At 71.1% G+C, this 18,238-nt stretch carries 16 protein-coding genes; 7 read left to right on the top strand and 9 right to left on the bottom strand.

Features of this window, described 5'->3' with window-relative positions; genetic code table 11:
• The first annotated feature begins 10 nt into the window (after positions 1 to 10).
• The 4 genes from KF708C_RS21795 to KF708C_RS21780 all read left to right on the top strand — a co-directional run bounded on the left by KF708C_RS21795 (position 11) and on the right by KF708C_RS21780 (position 4,653).
• Positions 11 to 568: a DUF3299 domain-containing protein gene (locus KF708C_RS21795; RefSeq protein WP_082079687.1), complete on the top strand. Its 558-nt coding sequence runs from the start codon at positions 11 to 13 to the stop codon at positions 566 to 568.
• A 35-nt stretch (positions 569 to 603) separates the two neighbouring features.
• Entirely contained in the window at positions 604 to 1,302 is a 699-nt protein-coding gene (locus KF708C_RS21790) for a DUF3299 domain-containing protein (RefSeq protein WP_063923045.1), read from the top strand.
• Between the two features lie 283 nt (positions 1,303 to 1,585).
• On the top strand, positions 1,586 to 3,352 hold the full coding sequence (locus KF708C_RS21785; protein WP_059413246.1) for a GGDEF domain-containing protein: 1,767 nt from the start codon (positions 1,586 to 1,588) through the stop codon (positions 3,350 to 3,352).
• Between the two features lie 326 nt (positions 3,353 to 3,678).
• Complete coding sequence (locus tag KF708C_RS21780; protein WP_197090406.1) at positions 3,679 to 4,653, top strand: cytochrome-c peroxidase; 975 nt, start codon at positions 3,679 to 3,681, stop codon at positions 4,651 to 4,653.
• A gap of 10 nt (positions 4,654 to 4,663) precedes the next feature.
• Here KF708C_RS21780 and KF708C_RS21775 read toward each other — a convergent pair whose 3' ends face one another.
• From KF708C_RS21775 to KF708C_RS21735, 9 genes are all read right to left on the bottom strand, one after another.
• Positions 4,664 to 5,236 (bottom strand): helix-turn-helix domain-containing protein, encoded by a 573-nt coding sequence (locus KF708C_RS21775; protein WP_059413244.1) that lies wholly within the window; start codon positions 5,234 to 5,236, stop codon positions 4,664 to 4,666.
• A gap of 205 nt (positions 5,237 to 5,441) precedes the next feature.
• Positions 5,442 to 6,731, bottom strand: coding sequence for a M20 family metallo-hydrolase (locus KF708C_RS21770; RefSeq protein ID WP_059413243.1), 1,290 nt, complete (start codon positions 6,729 to 6,731; stop codon positions 5,442 to 5,444).
• Positions 6,732 to 6,771: 40 nt separating this feature from the next.
• Entirely contained in the window at positions 6,772 to 8,061 is a 1,290-nt protein-coding gene (locus KF708C_RS21765; RefSeq protein ID WP_059413242.1) for an amidase, read from the bottom strand.
• A gap of 42 nt (positions 8,062 to 8,103) precedes the next feature.
• Positions 8,104 to 8,811 carry an ABC transporter ATP-binding protein gene (locus KF708C_RS21760; protein ID WP_059413241.1) on the bottom strand — a complete coding sequence of 236 codons (708 nt, stop codon included), beginning with the start codon at positions 8,809 to 8,811 and terminating at the stop codon, positions 8,104 to 8,106.
• Positions 8,808 to 9,605 carry an ABC transporter ATP-binding protein gene (locus tag KF708C_RS21755; RefSeq protein ID WP_059413240.1) on the bottom strand — a complete coding sequence of 266 codons (798 nt, stop codon included), beginning with the start codon at positions 9,603 to 9,605 and terminating at the stop codon, positions 8,808 to 8,810. Before KF708C_RS21755 ends, KF708C_RS21760 begins: the two co-directional genes overlap by 4 nt.
• Positions 9,602 to 10,768 carry a branched-chain amino acid ABC transporter permease gene (locus KF708C_RS21750; protein ID WP_059413239.1) on the bottom strand — a complete coding sequence of 389 codons (1,167 nt, stop codon included), beginning with the start codon at positions 10,766 to 10,768 and terminating at the stop codon, positions 9,602 to 9,604. Before KF708C_RS21750 ends, KF708C_RS21755 begins: the two co-directional genes overlap by 4 nt.
• Before the next feature lie 22 nt (positions 10,769 to 10,790).
• Positions 10,791 to 11,720, bottom strand: a complete 930-nt coding sequence (locus tag KF708C_RS21745; RefSeq protein WP_059413238.1) for a branched-chain amino acid ABC transporter permease — start codon at positions 11,718 to 11,720, stop codon at positions 10,791 to 10,793.
• Positions 11,721 to 11,860: 140 nt separating this feature from the next.
• Positions 11,861 to 13,036, bottom strand: a complete 1,176-nt coding sequence (locus tag KF708C_RS21740; protein ID WP_082079678.1) for a branched-chain amino acid ABC transporter substrate-binding protein — start codon at positions 13,034 to 13,036, stop codon at positions 11,861 to 11,863.
• Between the two features lie 270 nt (positions 13,037 to 13,306).
• Positions 13,307 to 14,275: a LysR family transcriptional regulator gene (locus KF708C_RS21735; protein WP_059413237.1), complete on the bottom strand. Its 969-nt coding sequence runs from the start codon at positions 14,273 to 14,275 to the stop codon at positions 13,307 to 13,309.
• 177 nt (positions 14,276 to 14,452) lie between these two features.
• On the opposite strand from KF708C_RS21735, the gene KF708C_RS21730 reads away from it, so the two are divergent.
• The 3 genes from KF708C_RS21730 to KF708C_RS21720 all read left to right on the top strand — a co-directional run bounded on the left by KF708C_RS21730 (position 14,453) and on the right by KF708C_RS21720 (position 18,188).
• On the top strand, positions 14,453 to 15,817 hold the full coding sequence (locus KF708C_RS21730) for a D-serine ammonia-lyase (RefSeq protein WP_059413236.1): 1,365 nt from the start codon (positions 14,453 to 14,455) through the stop codon (positions 15,815 to 15,817).
• 117 nt (positions 15,818 to 15,934) lie between these two features.
• The gene (locus KF708C_RS21725; RefSeq protein WP_082079677.1) at positions 15,935 to 16,921 is read left to right on the top strand and encodes a Bug family tripartite tricarboxylate transporter substrate binding protein; all 987 of its coding nucleotides are present in this window, start codon (positions 15,935 to 15,937) and stop codon (positions 16,919 to 16,921) included.
• A 112-nt stretch (positions 16,922 to 17,033) separates the two neighbouring features.
• Complete coding sequence (locus KF708C_RS21720; protein WP_059413278.1) at positions 17,034 to 18,188, top strand: DSD1 family PLP-dependent enzyme; 1,155 nt, start codon at positions 17,034 to 17,036, stop codon at positions 18,186 to 18,188.
• Positions 18,189 to 18,238: the final 50 nt, after the last annotated feature.

Here is an 18,238-nt window from a genome sequence, read left to right as displayed (position 1 = left end):
GGTGCATCCCATGCCGACCAGACGAACGATGTTGCGCGCCGCGGTGGCCGGCGCCGGCGCGGTGCTGTTGCCGCAGGCGCGCGCCGAGGGCGGCGACGAGTTTCCGACCCTGCCGTGGTCGGCGCTGCTGCCCCGGGGCTGGGACCCGAAGGCGCCCTTCAAGGGCCTCAAGCTCGATGAGCTGGAGGACGGCGACCCGCGCGCGCAGGAGGCGCTGTTCAAGGCGCGCGACTACTGGAAAAGCGCGCCGGTCGAGCCGTCCCTCCAGGGCGCCCGCGCGCGCCTGCGCGGCTACGTCGTGCCGATGTCGGGCGACGCCGGCATCGTGCGCGAATTCCTGCTGGTGCCGTATTTCGGCGCCTGCATCCATGTGCCGCCGCCGCCGGCCAACCAGGTCGTCCACGTGCTGATGGAAAAGCCGCTGAGGAACAGGCTGAGGACGATGAGCTCGGTCTGGGTCAGCGGCACGCTCCGGATCGAACGCTTTTCCTCGGTGATGGGCGACGCCGGCTACGCGATGCGCGGCAGCCTCGTCGAGCCCTACGTGGAGAGGCCGGGCGGCAGGTAGGCGCGCAGATGCGAAGAACGGCGCAGCCCGCACCCATGTCAGGACGAACGCGCGCCGCCGTCGCGGCCACGGTCGCGATCGCGATCGCGATTGTGCTCGCCGCGCTCACCATCGTGGGGGTGCGCGCGTTCCGCCCGCTGGCGCAAGGCGAGCCGGCCGGCAATCCCGCATCCGCCGCCCGCGCGGAGTACGCGGTGGGGCAGCCGCTGCCGCCGGCGCCCGCCGCCGCCCGGCCGCCGGACCCCGCCTTCCGGGAGATCGACTGGCAGGCCCTGCTGCCCAGGGGCTGGGACCCGATGGCGCCGTTCAAGGGACTCAAGCTCGACCAGATGGAGGACGGCGACCCGCGCGCGCAGGTCGCGCTGTACAAGGCGCGGCAATACTGGAAGAACGCGCCGGTCGAGCGCGGCCTGGACGGCGCGCCGGTGCGGCTGCCCGGGTTCGTGGTGTCGCTCGACGCGGAAGGCGAGGCCATGCGCGAATTCCTGCTGGTGCCGTATTTCGGCGCCTGCATCCACGTGCCGCCGCCGCCCGCCAACCAGGTCATCCACGTGCGCACCGACCAGCCGCTGCCCGGGCTGCGCACGATGGACACGGTCTGGATCAGCGGCGTCATGCGCGTGGAGCACGCGGAAACCATGATGGGATATGCCGGCTACGCCATGCAGGCCGCGCGCGTCGAGCCCTATCTCGCGCCCCCCGTGGCGTCCCCCGGGCAGCCGGCGGGGAAATAGGGCGAATCCGTCGCCGCCGCCGGCGCCGGCGGGGCCCGGGCAGGCCGCCGCTATACCATGCCCCGCCGGCATGGGTCAAGTCGACCCTGCAACACCGCCGAATCCGCCGCCGCTAAAATACGCTCCTTGTTCCGAGGATTTTCGACCTTGCGGCCGCTCAGGCGGCAAGGTCCCGCCTGGAGTCCTTCGCGCGGCCTCGACACACCCTGAAGCCCGGGCCGGATGCGGCGACACGCATCGGCCCCGGCCCCGGTAGTGCCCGCTCACGATGCTAAAGATTCCCTTGCCAACCTCGCCGCTGGAACGCCGCTTTGCCCTGATCGCCGCAACCCTGGCCGTGGTCCTGCTGGCACTGTCGGCCTGGCTGTTCTCGTACCAGTGGGCCGCCTACGCGAATGCCGATCGCGCGCTCGCCGACCTGCGCGTCTTCCACTCGATCCTGCTCGCGATGGAGAAGGTCTCGGTGGAGCGCGGCCCCAGCAACGCCGCCTTGGGCGATGCGTCGCCGCCGCCACCGGCGCGCGAGCGCGCGCTGCGGGAGGCGCGCGCGGAAAGCGACCGGCGCATCGCCGACCTGCTGAGCCAGCTCGAGGCGCCGGCGTGCCGCGATTGCCTCGACGAACGCGACGCGGTGCTGCGGGCACGCGCGGACCTGGTTCGGGCGCGGGCCTTCATCGACGGCCTGCTGGACCAGCCGCGCGGCGCCCGCACGGGCGAAGCGCTGCATCGCGCGGTGGCCGGCATGATCCAGGTGGTCCCGCACTTCACGGCCATCGCCGACGTCAGCGCCGCCAAGGTCGACCGGGGCGCGCCCGGCGCGCTCAGCCGCCTGCTGGCGGCCCGGCTGGCGGCCTTGCTGCGGGAACAGGCCGGCCTGCTCGGCTCGCAGCTCACGCCGGCGCTGGGCACCGGCCGGCCGCTGACCGACGCCGAGCAGTTCGCCATCGAGCGCACGCTGGGCACCATCGCGCAACTGCGGGCGCTGCTCCAGCCGCGCGTGCTGAACGATCAGGCGCTGCCGCGCGGCGCGTTTCAGCTGGTGGAGATGCAGTATTTCCGCGTGGGCCTGGATTATTTCTCCCGCGTGCGCGCGCTGGCGAGCCTGCCCGGCGACGCGGGCGTCTCGACCGCCGAGTTCGCCCGGCACTATGTGCCGCTGATGGGCTCCATCACCAATTTCCGGGACGAGGTCCTCGAACTGGTCCAGCAGCAGGTGGGCGCGCGGCGCGACGTCCGGCTGGCGTGGCTGGGCGGCATCGTCGCCATTCTCTCGGTGGTGGTCGCCTGCCTGTTCCTCGGCGTCTGGCTGTTTCGCCGGCAGGTGGTCCAGCCTTTCGCCGAGGCCGCCAGCGCCATCCGCGCCATCGCGGCCGGCGACCTCGCCGCGCCGCTGTCGCCCAGGCCATACCGCGGGGAGATCGGCGAGCTGTTCGATGCCGTGCAGGTCCTGCAGGGCAACAGCATCGAGCGGGCCCGGCTGGAGAACGAGCGCCGCCACCTGATCGCCAAGCTCTCGAAGATGGCGGAGACCGACGCGCTCACCGGCCTGCTCAACCGCGGCGCCTTCGACCGCAGGCTGAAGGATGCCTGCTCGGGGGCGGGGCGGCGCGCCGACGGGCGGCTGCTGTCGCTGACCATATTCGACATCGACCACTTCAAGCGCATCAACGACCGCTACGGCCATGCCTCCGGCGACCGCGCGCTGCGCCGCGTCGCCACGCTGAGCCGGGAGGTCTGGCGCGAGGAGGACATCGTGGCGCGCATCGGCGGCGAGGAATTCGCGGTGCTGGCCTGCGTGCCGGCGGGCAGCGATGCCGTGGACATGGCGCAGCGCCTGCGCGAGCGCCTGTCGGCCACGATGCTCGTGGCCGACAGCGGCGAGCGGTTCAGCCTGCGGGCGAGCTTCGGCACGGCCTTCGCCGTGCCCGGCAAGACTCGCGACGCGGACGGGCTGATGCGGCGCGCCGACCTGCTGCTGTACCAGGCCAAGCAGGGCGGGCGCGACCGGATCGTCGCCGAAACCGCGTCGCAGGAGCCGGCCGTTGGCTGACGGGCCGCGTCGCCGGATGCGCGACGAGGCCATCCACGCGGCGTTGCGGCCAAGACATTAGCAACATTGCCGCTCGGGGCGGGCCGCGCGTGCCCGCATGGAGACAGTCGCGGCGAACCCGCAGGCTTTCTTGACTGGCATCAAGGCCCGCCGATGGCCGCCGGCGCCTAATCGATACGCTTTTCTGGCGCATGTCGATAAGAGGCGCCATCGGGCGGGTCCCGGCGACGCGACCGCTTCGTTTCATCCCGATGGTGCCTCCTGTTCAAAAACAAGAAACGGAGTCCTCCATGAAACGGCTTTTCCAGAATTCGTTCGTCCGGGGTATGTCAGGTCTGGCTTTCGTGCTGCTGTCGGGCGCCGCGCACTCGGCGGCGCAGGAGCCCGTGCAGCCCATTTCCGCCGCCAAGGTCACGGAGCCGGCCAAGGTCCGGCTCGGCGAGAAGCTCTGGTTCGATCCGCGGCTGTCGCGCTCGGGCTTCATCTCCTGCAACTCGTGCCACAACCTGAGCATGGGCGGCTCGGACAACCTCAAGACCTCGATCGGCGACAAGTGGCAGAAGGGCCCGATCAATTCGCCCACGGTGCTCAATTCGAGCCTGAACCTCGCCCAGTTCTGGGACGGCCGCGCCAAGGACCTGCAGGCCCAGGCCGGCGGCCCGATCGCCAATCCCGGCGAGATGGCGTTCTCGCACGAGCTGGCCGTGGACATGCTCAATTCCATCCCGCAATACGTGACGGAATTCCGCCAGGTCTTCGGCAACGACAAGCTCACCATCGAAGAGGTGACGGCGGCGATCGCGGCATTCGAGGGCACGCTGGTCACGCCCAACGCGCGCTTCGACAAGTGGCTCAAGGGGAACAAGACCGCCATCGACGCGCAGGAGCTGCGCGGCTACCAGCTGTTCAAGAGCGCGGGCTGCATCGCCTGCCACAACGGCCCCAATCTCGGCGGCAACTCGTTCCAGAAGATGGGGCTGGTGGAGCCGTACAAGACCTCGAACCCGGCCGAAGGCCGCTACGCCGTCACCGGGCGCGATGCCGACCGCTTCAACTTCAAGGTGCCCACGCTGCGCAACGTCGCGCTGACCTATCCGTACTTCCACGACGGCGCGGCCGACACGCTGGGCGAGGCGGTCGACACGATGGGGCGCCTGCAGCTCGGGCGGAAATTCACGGCCCAGGAGAACGCCGACATCGTGGCCTTCCTCAAGACGCTGACCGGCGACCAGCCGCGCCTGACGCTGCCGATCCTGCCGCCGTCGAGCGACGCCACCAAGCGGCCGCAGCCGTTCGAGTAAGGCGCGAGAGTCAGAACGTCGCCGGCGAATTCACCCACAGCACCTTGGCCACGTCGGTGCCGATGTTGCGGTACCCGTGCGGCACGCTGCTCGGAAAGGTGAAGGCGTCGCCGGCGGCGATGGTGTAGGTGACGTCGCCGAGCATCAGTTCCAGCACGCCTTCGAGCACGTAGCCGACTTCCTCGCCCACGTGCTCGATCTGCCCGTCGCTGGATTCGCCCGGCGACACGATATGGATGTTCGCCTGCAGCAGCCCGCCGCGCTTGGGCAGCACCAGCCGCTCGAGCGCTATTCCGCCGGCCTTGATGACCGAGCGCTCGCCGCGCCGCAGGATCGGGTTTTCGCCGGGCGCCTCGTCGCTGGTGAGCGCCGCGATGTTGGTGTCGAGCGCCACCGCCAGCCGGTGCAGCATGGCGAACGACGGCGTGGCGTGGCCGCGCTCGAGCTTGGAGATCAGGCTTTCGGAGCAGCCGGCCTTGTGCGACAGCTGCAGCAGCGTGTAGCCGGCCACCAGGCGGGCGTGGCGCAGTTGCAGGCCGAGCGTGGCGGTGGGCGAGGGCGCGGCGGGTGGCGCGGGCGGCAACCCCGCGCCTGCGGCCTTCCCGGGCGCGGTCCGGCGCGTTGCCCGCGGCGCGGCCTTGGCCGCGGGGGCCGCCCCGGCTGCCGGCTTGGCCCTGGCGGCCGGCGCCGCGGCGGCCGTCTTGGCGGGCTGTGCGTTCTTCGCTTTCAATTCGATCCGTCCAGGAATGAGGGCAAGCCGGCGGCTTGCGGGCCGCCCGCTGCGTTGGTCACTGGTGCGCGAGCGCGGCCACGGTGTAGGCCAGCGCCTGCGCGCCGAGGAACAGGTCGTGCGGCGCGGTGTCCTCGGCCGCGTTGTGGCTGATGCCGCCCTTGCTGGGCACGAAGATCATGGCGGTCGGGCAGTGCCCGGCCAGGTACATGGCATCGTGGAACGCGCCCGAGGTCAGCTGCAGCGGCGCGGCCAGCCCCGCGCGCGCGCTGGCGCGCTCGCAGGCCCGGCCCACCAGCGACAGCATCGCGGGCGGGAACAGCGTCGGCGGCCGGCGGAAAAAGCACGCGAAGCCGACGCTGCCGCGGTGCTGCCGCGCGGCGATCTCGCCGAGCCTGGCCTCGAAGCGCTCCAGCACCGCCTCGTCCACGCAGCGCGCATCGACCGTGAATTCTACCTTGCCCGGAATCGTGTTCACGGAGTTCGGCGACACCTGCCAGCGGCCCAGCGTGAGGCGCAGCTCGGTGCCGGCGGCGGCGCCCGATTCCGTCGCGGCGAACGCGTACAGCTGCTGCGCGATGTCCACGGCGGTGGCCATCGCGTCGCTGCGCTCGCGCATCGGCGTGGTGCCGGCGTGGCCCATCGTGCCGGCGCACGTCACGCGATACCAGCGCACGCTCTGGATGCCGCCGACCACGCCCAGCGGCACCGCGGCGCGCTCCAGCACCGGGCCTTGCTCGATATGCAGCTCCACGCACGCCGACATCGGCTGCCGCATGGGGCGGCGCGGCACGTCGGGCGAGGCCGCCAGCGCCGCGTCCAGCGCGTCGCCGAAGCGCACGCCGGCGCCGTCGACCGCGTCGCGGTAGGCCGGCAGGCAGGCCGGGTCGACGAACGCGCTCGAACCCATCGCGCCGGGGCCGAAGCGGCTGCCTTCCTCGTTGGTCCACGCCACCACCTCGATCGGGCGCGGGGTGCGGATGCCGGCGTCGTTGAGCGCGGCGATCACTTCCAGGCCGGCCAGCACGCCATAGGCGCCGTCGAGCTTGCCGCCCACCGGCTGGGTGTCGGCATGGCTGCCGGTCAGCACCGGCGGCAGGTCGGCGGTGCCGGCGCGGCGGAAGAACAGGTTGGCGCAGTCGTCGGTGCTCACCTCGCAGCCGAGCGCGCGGGCGCGCGCGATCAGGTGGCGGCGCGCGGCCAGGTCGACGTCGGTGAGCGCCTCGCGCGAGACGCCGCCGTCGGCGCGTCCGCCGAACGCGGCGAGCTCGGCGATGGCGGCCTGCAGCCGCGCGCCGTCGACGTGGTCCTGGGCGCGCTCGGCGGCTTGTTGTTCCTGAAAGGTCAAAACGGTGCTCCTGGGATGTTGTTCCGGTCCGCGCCGCGGCTCACGCCACGCCGCGCTCGAGCGCGTGCGCGGCGGCCAGCGCCTGCGCGTCGCCGCGGCACGGGCCGACCAGCGTCACGCCGACCGGCATGCCGTGCGCGCCGGTGCCGGTCGGCACGTGCACGCAGGGGTTGCCGAGCAGCGACCACATGCGGTTGAAGATCGGGTCGCCGGTGGCGCCCAGGCCGGCCGGCGCCTCGCCCTCGGCGCTGGGCGCGAGCACGACGTCGAACTGGCCGAAGGCCGCCTCGAACGCGCGGCGCGCCTCGGCGGCCAGCGCCTGCGCGGCGAAATAATGCGTGCCGTCGATGCGCTGGCCGGTGGCCAGCAGCGCGGCGAAGGCGGCGCTGAAGCCTTCCGGGCGCGCGCGCAGCTCGGGCACGAAGGCGGCGGCGGCCTCGTAGGCCATGATGTCGATCTGCGCCTGGGTCAGGCGCGCGAAGGCTTCCGGCATGGCCAGCTCGCCCACGGTGGCGCCCTGCGCCTGCAGCACGCGCGCGGCATCGGCCAGCGCGCGGCGGCTGTCCTCGCCGGCGCGCTCCCAGTGCGGCGTGCGGCAGATGCCCACGCGCAGCCGGGCCGGCGCGGCGGCATCCGCCGGCGCGAGCGGCAGGCGCGCCAGCGTGCCGATGAAGAAGGCCGCGTCGTCGACCGTGCGCGCCAGCACGCCCACGGTGTCCAGGCTCGGCGCCAGCGGCTTGATGCCGGCGCCCGGCAGCGTGCCGTAGGTGGGTTTGTAGCCGACCACGCCGCAGTACGCGGCCGGGCGGACGATCGAGCCGGCGGTCTGCGTGCCGAACGCCAGCGGCACCATGCCCGCGGCCACCGCCGCGGCCGAGCCGCTGGACGAGCCGCCCGGCGTGCGCGGCGCGTCGGTCGGCGCGCGCGGGTTGCGCGTGGCGCCGGGCTGGAAGGTGGCGAACTCGGTGGTGACGGTCTTGCCCATCACCAGCGCGCCGGCCGCGCGCGCGGCGGCCACGCAGGCCGCGTCCATCGCCGGGCGGTGCCCGGCGTAGATGGGCGAGCCGTAGGTGGTGGGCATGTCGGCGGTGTCCATCAGGTCCTTGACGCCGAGCGGCACGCCCTGCAGCGCGCCGGCCGCGGGCGCGGCGTCGAGCGCGCGGGCCTGCGCCAGCGCCTGGGCGGCATCGAAATGCTGCCACGCCAGGACGCCGGCCTCGGTCGCCTCGATGCGCTCGATGCAGGCGCGCGCCACCGCTTGCGCGCTCAGCTCGCGCCGCGCGATGCGCGCCGCCAGCTCGCGCACGGGAAGAGTCAGGAAATCGTTCATGGCAGGTTTTCTCCTGTGGTTCCGGCGCGTCCGGCCGCGAGTCTAGCCAAAATAGGCCGAGCGCACTTCATCGTTGGCGGACAGCGCCTCGGCCGTGCCTTGCGCCACCACGCGGCCCTGCGACAGCACGTAGCCGTAGTGCGAGATCGCCAGCGTCTGGCGCGCGTTCTGCTCCACCAGCAGCACGGTGATGCCGAGCGCGTTGATCTGCTTGATGACCTTGAAGTTCTCCTTCACGTACAGCGGCGACAGCCCCAGCGAAGGCTCGTCGATCACCAGCAGCCTGGGCTCGGCCATCAGCCCGCGCCCGATCGACACCATCGCCTGCTCGCCGCCGGACATGGTGCCGGCCAGCTGCGCGGCGCGCTCCTTCAGGCGCGGGAAGATATCGTAGACCTTGCCGAGCCGCTCGCGCACCAGCGGCGCGTTGCTCTCGAGGAACGCGCCCAGCGCCAGGTTCTCCGCCACCGTCATGCGCGGGAACACCTTGCGGCCCTCGGGAATGCACGAGATGCCCCTGGCGATGATCTTGTGCGTCTTCTCGCCGGCGAGGTCCCGGCCGTCCCACAGGATCTGCCCCTGGCGCGGCGGCGTCAGGCCCAGGATGGCGCGGATCAGCGTGCTCTTGCCGGCGCCGTTGGCGCCCAGGATGCAGGTGATCTTGCCCGGCGCCACCTCGATCGACACGTCGTGCAGCACGTTGACCTTGTCGTAGCCCGTGCTCAGGCCCTTCACGCTCAGCGTGCTCATGCCGCTTCCTCCCCAAGATAGGCGGTCTGCACATCCGGGTCCGCGGTGATCTGCGCGTAGGTGCCTTCGGCGATCTTCTTGCCGTAGTTCAGCACCACGCAGCGGTCCGTGATGCGCTCGATCACGTTCATCTCGTGCTCGATCAGCACCACCGAGAGGCTCTTGAGCTTGCCGCGCACATCCAGGATGTCGTTCATCAGTTCGTGGGTCTCGTCGTGCGTCATGCCGGCGGAGGGCTCGTCGAGCAGCAGCAGGCGCGGCTGGCTCATCAGCGCGCGGCACACCTCGATGCGGCGCCGGTCGATCATGGTGAAGGTCTCCACCGGCTCGAACAGGCGCGCCACCAGCGGCGGGCTGAAGATCTCCAGCAGGCCCTTGACCTTGTCCACGTAGGCATCGTATTCCGCGCGGAAGGCCTTGCGGCGGAACAGGTTGAAGCCCAGCCCGTGGCGCATGTGCTGGTAATCGCCGATCACGATGTTGTCGAACACGGTCAGCGGCAGCGACAGGCGCGAGCGCTGGAACGTGCGCGCCACGCCGCCGCGGTAGATCTCCTGCGGCGACTTGCCGATGACTTCCTCGCCGCGGTAGCGGATCGAGCCGCCGCTGGCCTTGTAGAGCCCGGTCAGCACGTTGAAGAAGGTGGTCTTGCCCGAGCCGTTGGGGCCCAGCAGCCCGAGGATCTCGCCCTCGCGGATGCGCATGTCGAGGCTGTCGAGCGCGGTCAGGCCGCCGAAGCGCATGGTCAGGCCGCGCACTTCCACCATGACGCCGGTATCGTTCACGCTGCTCATCGCGAAGCCTCCCCGGCAAAGAACAGGCGCGTCTTGCGCGGCATCAGCCCGGCGGGGCGGAACAGCAGGATGGCGATCACCAGCGCCGCGTAGAACAGGAAGCGGTATTCCTGGATGAACTGCAGCTTTTCCGGCAGCACCAGCACGATGATCGCGGCCGGCACCAGGCCGACCGCGTTGCCCAGCCCGCCCAGGATCACGATGGACAGCATCAGCAGCGAATCCGAGAACGTGAAGTTGTTGGGCGCGACGAAGCCCGTGACCATGCCGTACACGCTGCCGGCGATGCCGGCGAAGAAGTTGCCGAGCATGAAGGCCACCACCTTCCAGCGCGCGATATGCAGGCCGAACGTGGCCGCGGCGGTTTCGTCGGTGCGCACCACGTCCATCGCCAGGCCCACCCACGAGCGCTCCAGCGCCTTGACCACGGCGAACACGCCGCCGCAGATGCCCAGGCTCAGCAGGGCGTAGCTGACGTAGAACGACACGTCGGCGCCGAACACGGTGAAGCCGTCGTTGAGGGCGTAGCCGAACAGGCGCATGCCCGGCACCTGCAGGCCCTGCGGGCCGCCCAGCACGTCGTTGACCTCGATGAAGGTCTTGAACAGGATGCCGAAGGCGATCGTGACCAGCGCCGCGTAGTGCCCGCGCGTGCGCAGCACCGGCGCGATCAGCAGCGAGCCCACCAGCGCCGAGATCACGCCGGCGATGACGATGATCAGCAGGTGCGGCAGGCCGCTGTGCGCGGCCAGCACCGCGGTGGCGTAGCTGCCGATGCCGAAGAACGCCGCGCCGGCGAAATTGGCCACGCCCGAGAAGCCGAACTGCAGCGTCAGCCCCAGGCACGCGGTGGTGTACAGCAGCACGGTGCAGATCATCAGCAGCGCGAAGTGCGTGTCGTAGAACGCCGCGATCAGCGCCAGCGTGCCGGCCGCCGCCCACAGGCGCGCCAGGCCGGGCCGGCTCATGCCGGCGGCCTCGAGGCGGCGCGTGGCGCCGAGCCGGCGCCCGGCCACCACCGCGGCCAGCGCCACCGCCAGCAGGATGGCCACGCTCAGCTGCGACTCCGCATGCAGGAACAGCCACAGGTAGAGCGTGATGGCGATGCCGGCCGCGGCCAGCACCGCGGCGGGGGCGCGCATCGGGATGGATGGTTGGTTCATGGTGTTGGTTTCCCCTGTGGCCTCAGACCCGTTCACTGGATTTCTCGGCGATCAGCCCGGTCGGCTTGAACGCCATCAGCACGATCACCACGGCGAAGGCGAACACGTCCTTGTACGCGCTCGGAATGTCCGGGATCAGCGCCGGCAGCGTGGCGCTGCCGATCACCTGCAGCGCGGCGAACAGGAAGCCGCCCAGGATCGCCCCGTAGATGTTGCCCAGCCCGCCCAGGATGGCCGCGGCGAAGCCGATCACGCCCAGCAGCAGGCCCACGTTGAAATTGATCTCGTTGTAGTACAGGCCGTTCATGACGCCGGCCAGCGCCGCCATCGCCGAGCCGAGCGCGAAGGTGAACAACACCACGGCCTCGAAGTCGATGCCCATCAGCCGCGCGGTCTCGCCGTCCTGCGCCACCGCGCGGATCGCCATGCCGAAGCGGGTGCGCGTGATCAGCAGGTGCACGCCCACGATGATGGCGATGCCGGTGGCCAGCAGGATCAGGTTGTCGGCCCGCAGCGACAGGCTGCCCAGCTCGATCGAGGCCGAGGGCAGCAGCCGCGGGAACGGCTTCGGGTTGGAGCCGTCGGGATAGAACAGGCGCACGCATTCGCGCATCACCGTGCCCAGCATCAGCGTGGCCAGCAGCGTGTTCAGCGGCGGCGCCTTGCGCAGCGGCAGGATCAGGAACTTGGCGATGCCGGCGCCCAGCAGGCCGGTCACGCTGACCGCGCAGGCCACCACGGCGAGGAGCTGGATCCACGGCGTGTCGATGCCGAGCATCAGCACGCCGGTGGACGCCGCCAGGCCGGCGAAGGCGCCCACCATCAGCGTGTCGCCGTGGGAGAACTTGATGACATCGAGCACGCCGAAGAACAGCGTGAATCCAACGGCGACCATGGCATAGATCATGCCGAGCATCAGGCCGTTGAACACATATTGGGCAATCACACTCATGGATTCTCCGCGTCAGTGCATGGCGCGTCTTGCGACCCTGGCGGCCGCGACAGGAATGGCGAGGCGCTGCCGTGCTGCCGCGCTGCGGCGGCAGCGCGGCAGGGCAGCGGCGTAGCAGGGCGGGGGCGCCGCCGTGCCGCCTACAGGCCGGCCAGCTTCTTCTTGCCCTTGCCGTAGGCGCTGTCTTCCCAGATCACCCACTTGCCGTCCTCGACCACGTACTTGGTCACCAGCGGCACGATGTTCTGGCGATGGTCGTCGAACGTCACCTTGCCGACGATGGTGTCGACGTCCTTGGTGGCGTTGAGCGTGTCGCGCACCTTCTTGCGGTCCGGGCCGACCTTCTCCACGGCGTCCATGATGAGGTTGGCCGCGGCGAACGCGAACGGGCCGTAGGCTTCGGGCGGATCGCTGTACTTCTGCTGCGAATACTTGCCCTGGAAGAACAGGCCGCCGGGCAGCTTCTCCCACGGCGCGCCTTCGATGAAGGCCAGCGAGCCCTCGGCCAGGTCCTTGCCCGTGCCCTGGATGTAGGCGTCGGCCTTGATGCCCGAGGTGCCCTCGAACTGCGCCTTGATGCCGAGCTTTTCCATCTGCGTGCGGATGCGCACGCCCAGCGGCGTCAGGCCGCCGAAATACACCACGTCGGGCTTGAGCTCGCGGATCTTGGTCAGCTCGGTGGTGAAGTCCTGCTGGTCGGCGGTCACGCCGAAGGTGCCCACCACGGTGCCGCCGTCCTTCTTGAGGAACTCGCTGAAGTACTTGTTGTGGCCCTTGCCGTAGTCGGTGGTGTCGTGGATGATCGCCCACTTCTTGTAGCCCAGCCCGGTCATGAACTTGGCCGCCACGTCGCTCTGGTTGATCATCGTGCCGTTGACGCGATGGATCTCCTTGAAGTCGTTGCCGTAGGTCACGTCGGGCAGCACCGCGCCCCACACCACCACCGGCAGCTGGAAGCGGTTGTACACGCCCACCGTGCCCATCGCCACGGCCGAGCAGAAATGCGTGACGCCGGCCACGATGCTGCGGTCCGCGGCGATCTTGGTGGCGACCTGCACGCCCACGTTGGGGCGGCACTCGTCGTCCTGCGTGACCAGCTCGTAGGTGTACTTGGACTTGGGATCCGCATTGCGCAGGCGCACCGCCAGGTCGGCGGAATTGCGCCCGCCCAGGCCGATGGCCGAGACCCCGCCGGTGAGCGGCCCCACGAAGGCGATCTTGACCACGTCCTTGGCGGCCGCCGGCACCGACGCCAGCGCCAGTCCTGCCGAAGCCGCCAGCATGGCGGCGGCCACTACGGTGTTCTTCCTACGCATCCTCATCCCCTCAGGCAGATAGCCGGCAGCGGCCGGCTGGATTGGTCTTCAAGTGACTTGAACGAAAGTATTCCCATGATCCGCAAAATTCAAGTTACTTGAATGCCGTGACGCAACATGCGTGCCAGCGCCAGGGCGCGCCGGGTGGCCGATGTTGGTGCCGGAACGGGCCGTTCAGCCCGGTGGCCGAAGCGATATTGGGGACGGCGGCACGGTTGTGGTGCGATGCGCAAACGAAAAGCGGGCCGGCGCCGGGCGCCCGGGGAGGACTCAGGCGCCGCCGCGCACCTCGCCCTTGCCCAGCACCTTGGCGCGCTGCGCATCGAAGCGCATGGCCTCGGCGGCCAGCCAGTGCTCCACGGTGGCGATCTGCGGCGTCTGCCCGTGCGCCGAGACGAAGTAGTACGAAGCCTGCGAGCGCACGCGGATGCCGAACAGCTCGACCAGCCGCCCGGCGGCGATGTCCTCCAGCACCAGGGCCGAGCGGCCCAGCGCCACGCCCTGTCCCGCCAGCGCCGCGCCGACCGCCAGCTGCGAGAGGTTGAAGCATTGCCCCGCGCCGAGGTTGTCCACGGCGGCGCCGGCGTGCCGGAGCCAGTGGTCCCATTCGGCGAAGGCATCCGCGCCTTCCCACGGGCTGACGTCGTGCAGCAGCCACGCGCCTTTCAGGTCCCGCGGCGCGCGCAGCTCGGGGTGCGCGGCGACGAAGGCGGGGCTGGCCACCGGCAGCAGCCATTCGTCGAGGAACCGCCCGGCCTTGAGGTCTTCATAGACGCCGAGGTCGAAGCGCACCGCCGCGTCGATGCCGTCGCGCGCCATGCGGGTGCTGTCGAGCGTGTGGAACTCGCCATACACCCGCAGGCCGACCTCGGGATGGTCGCGGAAGAAATCGCCCAGCCGCGGCGTGAGCCAGCGCATCGCGAACGAGGGCGCGCAGCTCAGCGCGATCGGCCCGCCTTCGCGCGGCTTGCGCAGCTGGGTCAGGGTGCTCTCGATGGCCTGGAACGACTCGCGCAGCACGAAGCGCAGCCGCTCGCCCTCGGGCGTGAGCACCAGCGCGCGCGGGGCCCGGATGAACAGCGGCCGCTCCAGCCATTGCTCGAGCTGCTTGACCTGCTGGCTGACCGCGCCTTGCGTGATGCACAGCTCGGCCGCCGCGCGCGTGAAGTTGCAGTGGCGCGCCGACGCTTCGAAGCAGCGCAGCCAGCTAAGGACGGAGGAGGAAAGCAGGGTGCTCATGGGGGTCTGCGGGGCGGCATGGCGGGCATGCATGATCGTGGTGCATCAGGCATTAGCAAGACTAATGCACTGGCTAATATAAACCGTTTGCGGCCGGGGCGGGGGAAACCAACAATGGAGTCATCCGGGAAGCCACCACGGCTTCCGCCGCAAACCGCGTACAACGACCCCGAGACAATGAGCCAGCCGATCCCCAGCCAACCGCCCGCCGCCAGCCCGTCCGCCGCCTTGCAGGCCGCCCTGGGCGCGGCCACGCCCCTGTTGTGGTGCAACCCGGGCCGCGTCGAGACCCCGCCCGGGGAACAGGCCGCCGGGGCGCGGAGTATTAGTCTGGCTGACGTCATGTCGGCCCAGGCGCGCTTTCGCCGCTTCGCGCCGCTGCTGGCGCGGCTGTTCCCGGAACTGGCCGGAACGCAGGGCGTGATCGAATCGGAACTCGTCGCCGCGCCGGCCATGCAGCGCAGCCTGGGGCTGGATCCGGCGCTGGGCCGCCTGTTCGTCAAGGGCGACCACGGTCTGCCGGTGGCCGGCTCGATCAAGGCGCGCGGCGGCATCCACGAGGTGCTGGAGTTCGCCGAGGGCCTGGCGCTGCGCCACGGCCTGATCGGCCCCGGCAGGGACCGGCCCGAGGATTACCTGGCGCTCGGCGAACCCGCGGCGCGCGCGCTGTTCGGGCGCTACCGGGTGGCCGTGGGTTCCACCGGCAACCTCGGGCTGAGCATCGGCGTGATGGCCTCGGCGCTGGGCTTCCGCGCGGCGGTGCACATGTCGGCGGACGCCAAGGAATGGAAGAAGGCGCGGCTGCGCGATCGCGGCGTCGAGGTGGTGGAGCATGCCGGCGACTACGAGGAAGCGGTGGCCGCCGGCCGCCGCCAGGCGCAGCAGGATGCGTTCGCGTACTTCGTCGACGACGAGCGCTCGCTGTCGCTGCTGCTGGGCTACAGCGCGGCCGCGCTGCATCTGCGCGAGCAATTGTCCGCCGCGGCCATTCAGGTGGACGCCGCGCATCCGCTGTTCGTCTACCTGCCGTGCGGCGTGGGCGGCGCGCCGGCCGGCATCACCTTTGGCCTGCGCCAGCTGTTCGGCCCGCACGTGCATTGCTTCTTTGCCGAGCCGGTGCAGTCGCCGTGCTTCCTGGTGCAGATGATGGCCGGCAAGGGTAATCCGTCGGTCTACGACTTCGGCCTGACCAACCGCACCGAGGCCGACGGCCTGGCGGTGCCGCGCGCCTCCGAACTCGCCGCGGCGGTGATGGCGCCGCTGCTGTCGGGCGTGTTCACGGTCGCCGACGAAACGCTGTTCGCGCATCTGGCGCTGCTGCTGCAGGCCGAGGGCCTGCGCATCGAGCCGTCGGCCGCGGCGGGCTTCAGCGGCCCGCGCATGCTGTGCGAGAGCGATGCCGGGCGCGACTACCTGGCGCGGCACGGGCTGGCCGGGCGGATGCCGCAGGCCACGCACCTGGTCTGGACCACCGGCGGGCTGTTCGTGCCGCCGGCGGAATACGACGGCTTCCTGGCCAGGGCGGCCGCGCTCGCGCGCTGAGCGGGCCGGCACGCAGCACCCCCGAAAACACACGAGACAGCAGCACGCACGCAATCCACCGATCAACCCTGGCACGCATGCCGGCCACATTGCCGGCGGCCTCTGCCCAGCAGGAGAATGACCATCATGCTCACCCGATCCTTCAAGCTCGCGATCCTGGCCGCCGCCTGCCTGGCTGCCCCCGCCGGCAATGCCCTGGCCGACACGTTCCCGTCGCATCCGCTGCAGATGGTGGTGCCGTTCCCGCCGGGCGGCGCCACCGACATCGTCGGCCGCCTGCTGGCGAAGAAGATGGGCGACCAGCTGGGCCAGTCGGTGGTGATCGACAACCGCCCGGGCGCCGGCACCATCGTCGGCGCGGGCTACGTGGCCAAGGCCGCGCCCGACGGCTACACGCTGCTGGTCAGCTCGGGCACCACGTTCACGGTGAACCCGGCCATCAACGCGCGGCTGCCGTACGACCCGCTCAAGAGCTTCGAGCCGATCGGCCTGACCGGGCGCACCGGCCTGATCCTGCTGGCCAACCGCGACCAGCCCATCAGCAACCTCAAGCAGCTCGCCGCCGCGCTGAAGGCCGCGCCGGACAAGTATTCGTATGGCTCGTTCGGCACCGGCTCCACGGCCCAGTTCGCCGGCGAGATGCTGCTCAACGGCATGGGCGTGAAGATGCTGCACGTGCCCTACAAGGGCAGCTCGCCGGCCATGACGGACCTGATCGGCGGCCAGATCCCGTTCTCGATGGACACGGTCTCCGCCGCCATCCCGCAGGTGAAGTCGGGCAAGGTCAAGGCCATCGCCGTGACCACCGCCCGGCGCTCGACGCTGCTGCCCGAGGTGCCGACCGCCGCCGAAGCCGGTTATCCCGGCATCGACATGGACACGTGGATCGCCGTGGTGGCGCCGCGCGGCCTGCCGGCCGACGTGAAGGCGAAGCTGGAAAAGGCGCTGGCCGCGACGATGGCCGACCCCGAGACCAAGAAGAAGCTGCTGGACAACGGCTTCGAGCCGGCCTACGCCAACGGCGCCGCCGTGACCGCGCTGATCACGCGCGAACTGCCGACCATGCGCGCCATTGCCCAGCGCGCCAACATCCGGGCAGACTGAGGCCGGGCCGGCGCGGCGGCGCGCGATGCCGCCGGCGGCCCGCGGCCATTCCGACCATCCCGACCATTTCAACGACAGGCGCGACGACAAGCGCCCACGAGACAGGCACGCCATGACCATCCTCATTCCGCCCGCGGCAAGCGTCGGCCAGCCCGCCGGCGCCATCGACACGCCCGCGCTGGTGCTCGACCTCGACGTGTTCGAGCGCAACCTCGCGCGCATGCAGCAGGCGGCCGACCGGGCCGGCGTGAAGCTGCGCCCGCACGCCAAGGCCCACAAGACGCCGGCCATCGCGCTGGCGCAGATCGCGCGCGGCGCGGTCGGCATCTGCTGCCAGAAGGTCAGCGAGGCGGTGCCGTTCGTGCGGGCCGGCGTCACCGACATCCACATCAGCAACGAGATCGCCGGGCCGGCCAAGGCCGCGCTGCTGGCGCAGCTCGCCCTGCGCGCGCGCATGAGCGTTTGCGTGGACGACGCGCGCCAGGTGGCGGAGCTGGCCGCCGCGGCCGCGCGGGCCGGCAGCACCATCGGCGTGCTGGTCGAGATCGACATCGGGCAGGGGCGCTGCGGCGTGGCCGACGCGCCCGCCGCGCTGCATCTGGTGCAGGCCATCCGCGCGCACGGGCAACTCGCGTTCCGCGGGCTGCAGGCCTATCACGGCGGGCTCCAGCACGTGCGCGGCGCCGCCGAGCGCGCGCGCGCGGTGGCGGCGGCCGGCGCGCGCACCGCGGCCGTGGTGGCCGCGCTGGCCGAGGCCGGCGTGGCCTGCGAGACGGTGACGGGCGGCGGCAGCGGCAGCGCGGAGTTCGATCTGGCCGGCGGCGTCTACACCGAGCTCCAGCCCGGCTCCTACGTCTTCATGGACGGCGACTATGGCAGCAACGAATACGGCGGCGCGCTGTGCTTCGAGTACAGCCTGTTCGTCGCCAGCACGGTCATGAGCGTGGCCGCCGCGCACGGCGCCGCGCCACGCGTGGTGGTGGACGCCGGCCTGAAGTCGCTGGCGGTGGACTCCGGCCTGCCGCTGGCCTGGGGCGCGCAAGGGCGCTCGGCCACGCTCGACTACGTGGCCGCCAACGACGAGCACGGCATCGTCGAGCCGCGCGCCGGCGCCACCGCCGCCGCGCTGCCGGCGCTCGGCAGCCAGATGCTGCTAGTGCCGGGGCATTGCGATCCCACGCTCAACCTGTACGATGAGATCGTCGGCATCCGCGGGCAGGCCGTCGCCAGCCTGTGGCCGGTGGCCGCGCGCGGGCTCAGCCGCTGAGCCCGCCCGTTCCGTTTCAACGCATCCGCCCACGCCATCCGATCACCCGA

The sequence above is a fragment of the Cupriavidus basilensis genome (assembly GCF_000876015.1).
GTDB classification, from domain to species: Bacteria; Pseudomonadota; Gammaproteobacteria; order Burkholderiales; family Burkholderiaceae; genus Cupriavidus; species Cupriavidus basilensis_B.
Note: the sequence above shows the minus strand (reverse complement) of the source record. Positions and strands in the feature narration are given on the sequence as shown.